This is a genomic window from Clostridium sp. 'White wine YQ' (assembly GCF_028728205.1).
Taxonomy (GTDB): Bacteria; Bacillota; Clostridia; order Clostridiales; family Clostridiaceae; genus Clostridium_T.
On record NZ_JAQYUU010000001.1, the window covers coordinates 1,026,794 to 1,038,517 of the forward strand.

Here is an 11,724-nt window from a genome sequence, read left to right on the forward strand (position 1 = left end):
GGTGTTGACGTTATGAATAAAATTCTAATTATAATAAATAGATTATTAAGCAAACTAAAATTATTTAGAAAAAAAGTATATTACGTTGGAGGAAATGATGCACTTCCACCTCCGCTTTCAAAGGAAGAAGAAGAAGAATTGGTTTCAAATTTAATGAGTGGAAATGAAAAAGTTAGAAGTACACTAATAGAAAGAAATTTGAGATTGGTAGTTTATATAGCAAGAAAATTTGAAAATACCGGTGTTGGAGTTGAAGACTTAATTTCAGTTGGAACAATTGGTTTAATAAAGGCAGTCAATACCTTTAATCCAGAAAAGAAAATAAAATTAGCCACCTATGCATCGCGCTGTATAGAGAATGAAATACTAATGTATTTAAGAAGAAATTCTAAGGTGAAGGCTGAGATTTCTTTTTATGAACCTCTAAATATTGATTGGGATGGAAATGAATTATTGCTTTCAGACATATTAGGTACTGAAAATGATATTGTATATAACTTAATAGAAGATGAAGTTGATAAGCAATTATTATTTATGGTACTAAAAAACTTGAATGATAGAGAGAAGGAAATAGTTAAATTAAGATTTGGATTATATGGCTCTAGAGAGAAAACACAAAAGGAAGTAGCTGATATGTTAGGTATTTCTCAATCATATATTTCTAGATTAGAAAAGAAGATAATTAATAGATTGAAAAAAGAAATGAATAAAATGATTTGATATGTTTAGTATAAAAAAACCTCCTAAGGGATATACTCTTAATGCAGTCATTTATTACGTCCTAAGGGGTTGGTCATTTTGATTATTAATAAGGTTGAAATCTGTGGAGTAAATACAGCTAAACTACCAGTGCTAAAGTCAAAGGAAATGAAAGAGTTGTTAATTAGAATGAAAAACGGCGATGAAAGTGCTAGAGAAGTTTTTATTAAAGGAAATTTAAGGCTAGTATTAAGTGTGATACAAAGATTTAACAACCGTGGTGAAAATGTAGATGACCTTTTTCAAGTGGGTTGCATTGGATTGATGAAAGCTATTGACAATTTTGATTTAGAACAAAATGTTAAGTTTTCCACTTATGCAGTACCAATGATAATTGGTGAGATTAGAAGATATTTAAGAGATAATAATTCAATTAGAGTAAGTAGATCATTAAGAGATATTGCTTATAGAGCTCTACTTGTAAGAGATAGATTAATTAATGAAGATAATAAAGAACCTACAATTTCTCAAATTGCAAAAGAACTAGAATTGCCAAGAGAGGAAGTTGTATTTGCACTGGATGCTATTCAAGATCCAGTATCGTTGTTTGAACCTATATATCATGATGGTGGAGATGCCATTTTTGTTATGGATCAAATTAGTGATACCAAAAATGGTGACGATAATTGGCTTGAGAACATTTCTATTAAAGAGGCAATGAAAAAGCTTAATGATAGAGAAAAATTAATACTTACATTAAGATTTTTTAATGGAAGAACACAAATGGAAGTTGCAGATGAAATTGGTATTTCACAAGCACAGGTTAGTCGATTAGAAAAAACTGCATTAAAGCATATGAGAAAATATGTTTAATAACATCTTAAATTGAGGGGATTCAGCATTATGAGTTCCCTTAATTTTATTATTAAAAATGAAGTTATATTACAACAAAATTTGAATATTATGTAGTATAGGGTTTTTGAAAGGAAACTTAACTTAAAACACTGTATAAGGTTTTAAAAATGGGGGGATTAAAAAATGGAAGAAATACTACATTCATTAAATGCTATAAGAACTATGGAAGTTATTGATATAGAAAGAGGAATAAAGATTGGCTTTGCGAGAGATTTTAAGATAAATTGTGATAACAATTCTATCGAATCTATTCTCATTCCAATACAAAAAGGAAATTGGTTCGGTAAAATGGAATATATAGAAATAGCTTGGGGTGATATTATTAAAATAGGTGAAGATGTAATACTTGTAAATCTCAAGGAAATTGCTCAAGAAATACTCTAGCAAATTTAGTAATTTATAGGTATAATATATTTACATCATATATGAGGGGCGTGAATAGAATGAGATGTCCATATTGTTCCTATGAAGAAAGTAAAGTAGTTGATTCAAGATCAACTGATGATTTTGCTGCAATTAGAAGAAGAAGAGAATGTTTAAGCTGTGGTAAAAGATATACAACCTATGAGAAGCTTGAAGATATTCCAATTCTTGTTATAAAGAAAGATCAAAGCAGAGAAAACTTTAATAAGGATAAAATAATTAATGGTTTAATAAAAGCATGTCAGAAAAGACCTGTTTCTAGAGCTCAAATAGAGGAAATTGCAAGTGATATAGAAAAAGCAATAAGTAATAAGATGATTTCTGAAATAAAGTCTGACCTTATTGGAGAAATGATAATGGATAGGTTAAAAGACATTGATGAAGTAGCTTATGTTAGGTTTGCATCAGTTTATAGACAGTTTAAAGACATAAATACTTTCCTTCAAGAAATTGAACGATTAATGTTAAATAAATAGTATATTAAGGACTACATAATTTAAAGCGTACTAAAAAGAGTTAATTATATATCTTTTAGTAACTTTGTAAGTAGTCCTTTTATTATATTAAAAATTTATGTTATAGTTTAGTTAAGACGTGTTAATTTTTGTTATAAATACAATAAGTTATCTATATAAAATGTTAAAATTAAGAGGTAAGAAAAAATGCAAAGTAAAACAATGAAGGATTTTATAGGTATAGTAGATGATAATTATGAAGTATATTTCTCAATTGGAGAAAAAAGTTATAGTAAAAGCACTGAGAATGGTAAAGCCAATATAAAAAGTTTAGAAGATATTTTCTCTATGGATTCAATAAAATATATATCTCAAGTACATTCTGATAGGATAATTAATTTGATAAATATTAAAGAAGATACTTCAAAATTAGAGGCAGATGCTATAATAACAGGCTTAAAAAATACTGGAATAGGAGTATTCTATGCAGATTGTGTACCAGTTATTCTTTATGACAAATCAACTGGAATAATTGCAGCGGTGCATAGTGGATGGAGAGGAACTTACGAAGAAATTGTTAAAAAGACAGTTTTATCAATGGAGAGTGAATACAGTTGTAAAGCATCAGATATAAAGGTAATAATAGGACCACATATTCATGATTGCTGTTATGAAGTAAGTGAAGAGCTTAAAACACAATTTATTGAGAAAGATTCATTCAGAGGAGTAAATTTATTCAAAGGTAGAAATTTATCTCTTAAAAAAGCTATTATAAAAGGGTTGAATGATTTAGGAGTAGAAGATGAAAATATATTAACATTAGATTACTGTACTTGTTGTGAAAAGGATATTAAATTGCATTCTTACAGAAGAGATGGAATTAATTCAGGAAGATGCTATGGATTTATAGTAAAAAAATAGCTGGAGGTATTAAAAATGTCAAGTGAGAAGATATTTATTGTTGATGACGAAGAACATATATTAGAACTACTAAAATTTAATTTTGAAAACGCTGGTTACAAGGTAGATACAGCTACGAATGGGGTTGATGCATTAAAAAAAATTAAAGCTGAACCACCTAAGCTTATATTGCTAGATGTAATGCTTCCGGGTATGGATGGCTATGACGTTTGCAAAGAAATAAGAAGGGAAAGTGCTACTCAAAATATTCCTATAATAATGATTACAGCAAAGAGTGAAGAACTTGACAAAATTCTTGGCCTTGAACTGGGAGCTGATGATTATATAACTAAACCTTTTTCGGTTAGAGAGATTCTTGCTAGAGTTAAAGCTGTATTGAGAAGAACAACATCAAGTACAACAACTGAAAGAGCATTTAATGTATATAATATATCAGTAGATTTTGTTAAACATGAAGTATTAAAGGATGGTCAAAAAGTGGATTTGACCCTTAAGGAGTTTGAATTATTAGAAATACTAATTAGAAATAGAGGAAAAGTTTTAACTAGAGAAACATTGCTAGATAAGATATGGGGATATGAATACATTGGTGAAACTAGAACAGTTGACGTACATATAAGACACCTTAGAAAGAAAGTTGAAGAAGATGATAAAAATCCTAAACTAATTGAGACAATAAGAGGTATAGGATATAGATTCTTCAGCGGAGATTAAATATGAGAAAAAAAATCTTATTTTCTATAATCGTTACTGTGCTATTTGCACTTATAGTTGTAAGTACAGCATTTATAACTATGGTAAATTACCAATATGTAAATAATGCAAAAGAAACATTAAGGATTTATAATGACCTAGTTAAATATTCAAATTTGAAAAATATAGAAAACATACCTAAGTTAGCTGCAGCTGATAAAAATACTCCTGAAATAAGAATTACATATATCTTAAAAGATGGAAAAGTTGTTTTTGACTCTGATGAAGATAGTTCAAAACTAGATAATCATAATACAAGAGAAGAAGTTCAAGCAGCAAGACTAAATGGTGAAGGTTCTGCGATTAGATTTTCAAATACATTACACAAAACTATGGTTTATTATGCCACTCAGTTAGATGATGGAAGTGTAATTAGAACTTCAATTCCATTAGAAAACACTAAGTTATTCTACAACGGATATTTTAAGTATTATATTTTAGTTTTTTTAATAGTAATATTAGTTACAATTTGGCTATCTTTTAAGTTAATTAAAGTTATAGTTGAACCAGTTAAGGAAATGGAATTTATAACCTCTAGAATTGCTCAAGGGGAATATAATAGAAGAGTTAGAATTTTTTCGAAGGATGAGCTTGGTTCACTAGGAAAAACTTTTAATAACATGGCTGAACAATTACAGTCAAAAATAAACGAAGTCGTAGAAAAACAAAATAGACTTGAAGCCATTTTGACTAGCATGGATAGTGGTGTAATTGCGGTTGATAGAATGCATAATATTATTATGATAAATCCTTATGCAAAAAATATATTCAGTATTAAGGAAGACATAATAGGCAAACCCCTATTAGATCATATTCGTGATTTTGAATTAGATCTTCTTTTTGAAGAGAAGTCTGAAGGCGTACATGAGATTAAAATTATTTGGCCGAGTGAAAGAATACTAAGAATAAGAACTACTGATATTATAAATGGAAGTGAATTCATAGGTACAGTTGCTGTATTGCAAGATATAACAGATATAAGAAGGCTTGAAAATATGAGATCAGAATTTGTAGCAAATGTTTCTCATGAACTTAAAACTCCACTTACATCAATAAAAGGTTTTGCTGAAACCTTAAAATATGTTGAAGATGAGGCAACTAGGCAAAAGTTTTTAGGTATTATTGATGATGAATCAGAAAGACTAACAAGATTAATTAATGATATCTTAACTTTATCAAACATTGAACAAAACAATGATATTGTTAAAGAAGAGTTCCATCCTAAAGAAATAGTTGAAGATGTAACATTATTGATGAAAAAACTAGCTGATGATAAAAAAATACAACTAAACACTTCTAATGTTTCTTCTGTATATTTATATGGAAGTAAAGACGGATTTAAACAGATGGTCATTAACCTTCTTGAAAATGCAATCAAGTATTCAGAAGAAGGAGATACAGTAAACTGCAGAAGTTATAGCAAAAATGGAGAATACTATTTTGAAGTAGAAGATACGGGTTGTGGAATACCTGAAAATGAATTAACAAGAATCTTTGAAAGATTTTATAGAGTTGATAAAGCTAGAAGTAGAGCTAAAGGTGGAACCGGCTTAGGTCTAGCAATAGTAAAACACATTGTAAAGAGCTATAATGGAACAATTGATGTTCAAAGTGAAGTGGGAAAAGGAAGTAAGTTTTTGGTTAAAATTAAACATTTATAATTAAAAAAGAGGCAATGGCCTCTTTTTTTTATTAAGAAAGAAGAATATGTAGGTAATTTAAATAAAGATTAAAAGGTAAAATTCCTTGTCAATATATCTAATGTTAATTTTAATTAACATTAGCATAATACTAATTTACATTAATCTAATAGTGGGTTAACTTTGAAGGTTTATTATTAATCTTGTAAGGAATAATAAATATGTAAATTAAGTTTTGGAGGAATAGAAATGAAGAGAAAAGGAATAAAAATAACCATTTTAGGTTTATCATTAGTTTTAGGACTTTCAGCTTTTGCTGGATGTGCAAAGAAAGATGATGCTTCAAACAAAGCAAATAATTTATCAGGAAGCATAACACTAGCAGGTTCAACTGCATTACAACCATTAGTTGAAGCAACAAAAGATGGATTTAATGAAGAATATCCAGATATAACAATTAATGCTCAAGGTGGTGGATCAGGAACTGGCTTAACTCAAGTTTCTCAAGGAGCGGTTGATGTAGGAAACTCAGACGTTTTTGCCGAAGATAGCTTAAAACCAGAAGATGCAAAAGCACTTGTAGATCACAAGGTAGTTGCTCAAGGTTTTGCTGTAGTAGTTAATAAAAACTTAAATGTTACTAACTTAACTAAGAAACAAATTCAAGACATATTTGCTGGAACAATTAAGAATTGGAAAGAAGTTGGCGGACCAGACAAGGAAATTATAGTTGTTCACAGACCAAGTTCTTCAGGAACAAGAAAGACTTTTGTAAAAGTTGTACTTGATGGAAACAAAGATTTAGAAAATGATAAAATTGGAGTTACTCAAGATAGTAATGGAGCTGTAGTTCAGGCTATGGAAAAATCAGATGGATCTATCAGTTATGTTTCACTTGCTTATTTGCAAAGTGATGAGGCTAAAAATAAATTAAGCGGAGTTAGCATTGATAATGTAGCACCAACTAAAGAAAATATAACAACTGGAAAATATATATTCTGGTCATGGGGACATATGTACACTAAAGGCGAACCAAATGAAGCAGTAAAAGCATTCTTAGATTACATTGGAAGCGATAAAAACAAAGAAGTTATTAATAAACAAGGATACATTAACGGATCAGATATGAAGGTTAAATAATAATTAAAAATAATTCTCCAAGGGCTGATTAGTTTCAGCCCTAAATTTGATGGAGGGGGATAATTAAAGTATGGAAGGCTCAAGAAGTTTTATAAAAAAATTAAGAACAGAATATACAGGAAAAATATATGCTTATTTATGTGGAATAATTATCATAATACTAACACTTTCGATAATGTTTTTTATTGCATCAAAGGGGCTTCAAACATTTATAACAGATAAACAAAGCATTAAAGATGTGTTACTTGGACTTACGTGGAAACCAGATGCAAGCACACCTAAGTATGGTGCTTTAGTGTTTATACTTGGATCGACATTTGTTTCAGTAGGCGCGGTTATAATTAGTGCACCTATTGCAATAGCATTAGCAATATTTATGAATCTTATTTCAAGTAAATTTGGTAAAAAGGTATTACAGCCTGCATTGGAATTATTTGTTGGAATACCATCAGTAGTTTATGGATGGATAGGTATTTCAATTTTAGTTCCATTAATTAAAAACTCCTTTGGAGGTTTAGGTTTTAGTTTGTTGTCAGGTATTTTAGTTTTAAGCATAATGATATTACCAACTATTGCTTCACTTGCCTCAGATGCAATCAGTACTGTACCAAGAGACTATTTAGAAGCTTCATATGGATTAGGGGCTACTAGGTGGCAAACTATAAGTAAGGTAATAATTCCAGCAGCTAAAAGCGGAATATTAACAGGAGTAGTTCTTGGAATAGCAAGAGCATTTGGAGAAGCCTTAGCTGTACAAATGGTTATAGGTAATAGTGCAAGAATCCCAGCTGGTCTTACAGACTCAACTGCAACATTGACTAGTATTATAACTATGGATATGGCTAATACTGCAACAGGAACTCCATGGAATAATGCTCTTTGGACACTTGCATTAATACTTCTAGTTATTAGTTTCTTATTCATATTAATAATTAGAAAGATTGGATCAAGAGGTGAGTAATATGAAAGCAAAAACTCAAGATAAGATTGCAACAGTAATTTTATATGTTATATCCAGCCTAGTAGTTTTACTACTAGTAGCATTTATGGGATATATAATTTATAGAGGAGCTTCCTCACTAAATATAAAATTCTTAACATCAGCTCCTAAAACTACATCATCAGGTGGCGGAATAGGACCTGAATTATTTAATTCATTATATATGCTTGTTATTTCATTAATTATTACAGTTCCATTTGGAATAGGAGCAGGAATATATCTAGCAGAATATGCTAAAGAAGGTAGATTTGTTCGATTTGTTAGATTATCCATAGAAACTATGGCATCATTACCTTCTATAGTAATAGGTTTATTTGGATTATTGGTTTTCGTAACATATTTTCAATGGGGATATTCTATACTAGCGGGGGCTATTTCAGTTTCCATACTAAACTTACCTTCTCTTGCAAGAGTAAGTGAAACAGCAATAAAAGCATCCTCAAAAAAAGTTAAAGAAGCAAGTTTAGGACTTGGAGCCACTAACTGGCAAACTATAAAAAAGGTTATATTACCTTCAGCAATGCCACAAATATTAACAGGAATAATTTTAGCTTCAGGAAGAATATTTGGTGAAGCAGCAGCGTTCTTATATACTGCTGGACTTAGTTCAGGAAGACTTAAGTTTACAGATATAAGCCTTGTAAATAATACATCACCATTTTCTTTATTTAAGCCTGCTGAAACTCTAGCAGTTCATATATGGAAATTAAACTCTGAAGGGTTAGTTCCTGATGCTGCAAAAATAGCAAATGGTACATCAGCAGTTTTAATCATAGCGGTACTATTATTTAATATTCTAGCAAGAGTTATTGGAAATGCACTATATAAGTCATATAGTGGTAAATAGGAGGAAAAAAGTATGGGAATTATAGATACTAAAAACTTAAATTTATATTATGGTAAATCTCAAGCGCTAAAAGATATAACATTAGAAGTTGATAAAAATTCAGTTACAGCTCTAATTGGACCATCAGGTTGTGGTAAATCTACATTTTTAAGAACTTTAAATAGAATGAATGATTTAATAGAAAGTGTAAATATAACTGGAGAAGTATTTTTTGAAGGAAAGAATATTTATAGCGACTATGATGAGATATTATTAAGAAAAAGAGTAGGAATGGTATTCCAAAAAGCTAATCCATTTCCAATGTCTATTTATGATAATATAGCATATGGTCCAAGAATACATGGAATAAAAAATAAAGCAGAGCTAGACGAAATAGTAGAAAATAGTTTAAAAGGGGCGGCTTTATGGGATGAGGTTAAAGATAGATTAAAGAAAAGTGCATTAGGGCTTTCAGGTGGTCAGCAGCAAAGACTTTGTATAGCTAGAAGTTTAGCTGTTGAACCAGAAGTACTTCTAATGGATGAACCAACTTCAGCTTTAGATCCTATTTCAACTAGTAAGATAGAAGAGCTTATGGATGAATTAAAAAAGAAATACACAGTTATTATAGTAACTCACAATATGCAACAAGCAGGTAGAATTGCCGATAAAACAGCTTTCTTCTTAAATGGTGAAGTAGTAGAATATGATTTAACTGAAAACATATTTTATAAACCAACAGATAAGAGAACAGAAGACTATATTACTGGTAGATTTGGTTAAAAACTGAATAAAGGAGAGATTTATATGACAAGAACTTCTTCAGATTTAAAATTAAAAAAAATACACGAAGACATAATAAAAATGGGTAGCATAGTTGAAAAACAAATTTTCCTATCAATCGAAGCATTAAAAACTAAGGATGTAGATTTAGCCAATGAAACTATTAAAAAGGATGATTTAGTTGATAATCTACAAAAGCAAATAGAAGAGGACTGTATTAAATTTATTGCTGCTGAACAACCTTTAGCTGTGGATTTAAGAGATATATTTACTGCAGCAAAAATCGTAACAGACTTAGAAAGAATGGCTGACCATGCAGTAGACATTTGTAAAATTGTAAAGAGAACAAAGGATCAAAAACATGTTAAGGAACTTAAGGATATAGGCGAGATAGCAGTAAAGGTTCAAAACATGATTAAGTTATCAATTGATGCATATATAGCTTTAGATGAGAAAAAAGCATTAAGTATATGTAAAATGGACGATGAAGTAGATGCTTTATATAAGAAGGTATTTGAAGAACTATTAGGTATAATGAGTAATCAATCTGAACACATTGGTCAATCAGCTCAATTATTATTTGTATGCAAATATCTTGAAAGAATTGCAGACCATGTTACTAATGTATGTGAATGGACTATTTACTTAAAGACTGGTAAATATGTTGATTTGAATGAATAAATGTGATTAGTATTTTTTAGGTAAGCAGAAACCAAAGGGTTTCTGCTTATTAATTTGTAGAAATTCATAATTCTTGACTTAATTTAGGAATTAAGTTAAGATTACATAATGAAAGAGTATGGGTTAATAAGCCAAAAAACTAGGAGAAAGTTATGAAAAATAAAATTTTAAAGGTTGAAGCTAATAGTTTAGGTGAAGAACTTGGAATTGAAGCTGGAGATTTTTTATTATCTATAAACGGTACTGCTATAGAAGATATTATGGATTATAAGTTCTTAATGTCTGATGAATATATAGAAGTTGAAATAGAAAAGCCTAATGGAGAAGTTTGGATTCTTGAGGCTGATAAGGATATACAAGAAGACTTAGGGGTGGATTTCGAAAGCTCCATAATGGATAGAGCAAAGAGTTGTTCTAATAAATGTATTTTTTGTTTTATAGATCAATTGCCAAAGGGTATGAGAGATACACTTTATTTTAAGGATGATGATTCAAGATTATCTTTTTTACAAGGAAACTTTGTAACCCTAACAAATATGAAAGAGTCAGATATTGATAGAATAATCAATTACAGAATAAGTCCTATTAATGTAAGTGTACATACTACAAATCCTGAACTTAGAGTTCAGATGCTAAATAATCGTTTTGCAGGCAATATATATGATAGACTTAAAAGACTTGCAGAAGCAGAAATTGTAATGAATGCTCAAATTGTAGTTGTGCCAGGAGTAAATAATGGAGAAGAGCTTAAAAAGACTGTAGAAGACTTATATAAGCTTTATCCGCATGTACAAAATATTGCAGCTGTGCCAATAGGAGTTACAAAACATAGAGAAGGTTTAGCAAAATTAAAAACTTTTGACAAAAATTCTGCATTAAAAGAAATTGAAGACCTTAAAGAATTACAAACAAAGTATATGAATGAGATTGGAGCACCTTTTGTACGTTTGTCTGATGAGTTTTACGTTATGGCAGGTATAGATGTACCTGAAGAAGATTTTTATGGAGAATATGAACAGCTTGAAGATGGTATAGGTATGATAAGATTATTTAGACAATATATTTTAGATAACTTAGACAGCTTAAATAAAAGCTCAAAAGGTAACTTTACCATGATAACAGGTGTTTCAGCTTATGATGAAATCTTATGGGCCTCAAATAAAATTAAAGAAGCAAATAATAATATAAATATAGATGTTTTTAAAATTAAAAATGATCATTTTGGTGAAACTATAACTGTTGCAGGTTTGTTAACCGGAAAAGATATAATTGAACAAATTAAGGGGAAAATTAACTCTAAGTATTTAATTATGTCTAGTAATATGTTTAGAAAGGGTTATGAACTTTCAAATTCAAAGGAATTAGTTATGCTTGATGATATTAAAATTAATGATATTGAAAAAGAATTAGGTGTTAAAGTTATTGTTGTGGACTATACTGGAGAAGACTTAATTCAAAATATAAATAAACATTTAGAGGAGGGTTAAT

13 protein-coding genes are annotated in these 11,724 nt (G+C 29.6%); all 13 read left to right on the top strand.

All coding sequences use genetic code 11. From position 1 onward, the window contains the following. Nucleotides 1-12 precede the first annotated feature (12 nt). The 13 genes from sigE to PTZ02_RS05160 all read left to right on the top strand — a co-directional run bounded on the left by sigE (nucleotide 13) and on the right by PTZ02_RS05160 (nucleotide 11,723). On the top strand, nucleotides 13-720 hold the full coding sequence (gene sigE, locus PTZ02_RS05100) for an RNA polymerase sporulation sigma factor SigE (protein WP_274226740.1): 708 nt from the start codon (nucleotides 13-15) through the stop codon (nucleotides 718-720). Nucleotides 721-798: 78 nt separating this feature from the next. Then, nucleotides 799-1,572 carry an RNA polymerase sporulation sigma factor SigG gene (sigG, locus tag PTZ02_RS05105; protein WP_274226741.1) on the top strand — a complete coding sequence of 258 codons (774 nt, stop codon included), beginning with the start codon at nucleotides 799-801 and terminating at the stop codon, nucleotides 1,570-1,572. Nucleotides 1,573-1,737: 165 nt separating this feature from the next. Continuing rightward, on the top strand, nucleotides 1,738-1,998 hold the full coding sequence (locus tag PTZ02_RS05110) for a YlmC/YmxH family sporulation protein (RefSeq protein ID WP_202766171.1): 261 nt from the start codon (nucleotides 1,738-1,740) through the stop codon (nucleotides 1,996-1,998). Nucleotides 1,999-2,057: 59 nt separating this feature from the next. Further along, nucleotides 2,058-2,513 carry a transcriptional regulator NrdR gene (nrdR, locus tag PTZ02_RS05115; protein ID WP_274226742.1) on the top strand — a complete coding sequence of 152 codons (456 nt, stop codon included), beginning with the start codon at nucleotides 2,058-2,060 and terminating at the stop codon, nucleotides 2,511-2,513. A gap of 186 nt (nucleotides 2,514-2,699) precedes the next feature. Then, nucleotides 2,700-3,413, top strand: a complete 714-nt coding sequence (gene pgeF / locus PTZ02_RS05120) for a peptidoglycan editing factor PgeF (protein WP_274226743.1) — start codon at nucleotides 2,700-2,702, stop codon at nucleotides 3,411-3,413. Between the two features lie 15 nt (nucleotides 3,414-3,428). Next, complete coding sequence (locus PTZ02_RS05125; protein WP_274226744.1) at nucleotides 3,429-4,127, top strand: response regulator transcription factor; 699 nt, start codon at nucleotides 3,429-3,431, stop codon at nucleotides 4,125-4,127. Nucleotides 4,128-4,129: 2 nt separating this feature from the next. Next, nucleotides 4,130-5,827: a two-component system histidine kinase PnpS gene (gene pnpS / locus PTZ02_RS05130; RefSeq protein ID WP_274226745.1), complete on the top strand. Its 1,698-nt coding sequence runs from the start codon at nucleotides 4,130-4,132 to the stop codon at nucleotides 5,825-5,827. 228 nt (nucleotides 5,828-6,055) lie between these two features. Next, nucleotides 6,056-6,946: a phosphate ABC transporter substrate-binding protein gene (locus tag PTZ02_RS05135; RefSeq protein ID WP_274226746.1), complete on the top strand. Its 891-nt coding sequence runs from the start codon at nucleotides 6,056-6,058 to the stop codon at nucleotides 6,944-6,946. 70 nt (nucleotides 6,947-7,016) lie between these two features. Next, nucleotides 7,017-7,907 carry a phosphate ABC transporter permease subunit PstC gene (pstC, locus tag PTZ02_RS05140; RefSeq protein WP_274226747.1) on the top strand — a complete coding sequence of 297 codons (891 nt, stop codon included), beginning with the start codon at nucleotides 7,017-7,019 and terminating at the stop codon, nucleotides 7,905-7,907. 1 nt (nucleotide 7,908) lies between these two features. Further along, the gene (gene pstA / locus PTZ02_RS05145; protein WP_274226748.1) at nucleotides 7,909-8,793 is read left to right on the top strand and encodes a phosphate ABC transporter permease PstA; all 885 of its coding nucleotides are present in this window, start codon (nucleotides 7,909-7,911) and stop codon (nucleotides 8,791-8,793) included. A gap of 12 nt (nucleotides 8,794-8,805) precedes the next feature. Next, a complete protein-coding gene (gene pstB / locus PTZ02_RS05150) occupies nucleotides 8,806-9,555 on the top strand; it encodes a phosphate ABC transporter ATP-binding protein PstB (RefSeq protein WP_274226749.1) in 750 nt (249 codons plus the stop codon). Nucleotides 9,556-9,579: 24 nt separating this feature from the next. Beyond that, entirely contained in the window at nucleotides 9,580-10,236 is a 657-nt protein-coding gene (gene phoU, locus PTZ02_RS05155) for a phosphate signaling complex protein PhoU (RefSeq protein ID WP_274226750.1), read from the top strand. Between the two features lie 152 nt (nucleotides 10,237-10,388). Further along, the gene (locus PTZ02_RS05160) at nucleotides 10,389-11,723 is read left to right on the top strand and encodes a DUF512 domain-containing protein (RefSeq protein WP_274226751.1); all 1,335 of its coding nucleotides are present in this window, start codon (nucleotides 10,389-10,391) and stop codon (nucleotides 11,721-11,723) included. Nucleotide 11,724: the final 1 nt, after the last annotated feature.

Bases quoted from the DNA above. Each gene is read 5' to 3' on its own strand.
- sigE (WP_274226740.1), top strand. From the start codon at position 13: ATGAATAAAATTCTAATTATAATAAATAGATTATTAAGCAAACTAAAA.
- phoU (WP_274226750.1), top strand. From the start codon at position 9,580: ATGACAAGAACTTCTTCAGATTTAAAATTAAAAAAAATACACGAAGAC.
- PTZ02_RS05160 (WP_274226751.1), top strand. From the start codon at position 10,389: ATGAAAAATAAAATTTTAAAGGTTGAAGCTAATAGTTTAGGTGAAGAA.
- PTZ02_RS05125 (WP_274226744.1), top strand. From the start codon at position 3,429: ATGTCAAGTGAGAAGATATTTATTGTTGATGACGAAGAACATATATTA.
- pgeF (WP_274226743.1), top strand. From the start codon at position 2,700: ATGCAAAGTAAAACAATGAAGGATTTTATAGGTATAGTAGATGATAAT.
- pstA (WP_274226748.1), top strand. From the start codon at position 7,909: ATGAAAGCAAAAACTCAAGATAAGATTGCAACAGTAATTTTATATGTT.
- nrdR (WP_274226742.1), top strand. From the start codon at position 2,058: ATGAGATGTCCATATTGTTCCTATGAAGAAAGTAAAGTAGTTGATTCA.
- PTZ02_RS05110 (WP_202766171.1), top strand. From the start codon at position 1,738: ATGGAAGAAATACTACATTCATTAAATGCTATAAGAACTATGGAAGTT.
- PTZ02_RS05135 (WP_274226746.1), top strand. From the start codon at position 6,056: ATGAAGAGAAAAGGAATAAAAATAACCATTTTAGGTTTATCATTAGTT.
- pstB (WP_274226749.1), top strand. From the start codon at position 8,806: ATGGGAATTATAGATACTAAAAACTTAAATTTATATTATGGTAAATCT.
- pstC (WP_274226747.1), top strand. From the start codon at position 7,017: ATGGAAGGCTCAAGAAGTTTTATAAAAAAATTAAGAACAGAATATACA.
- pnpS (WP_274226745.1), top strand. From the start codon at position 4,130: ATGAGAAAAAAAATCTTATTTTCTATAATCGTTACTGTGCTATTTGCA.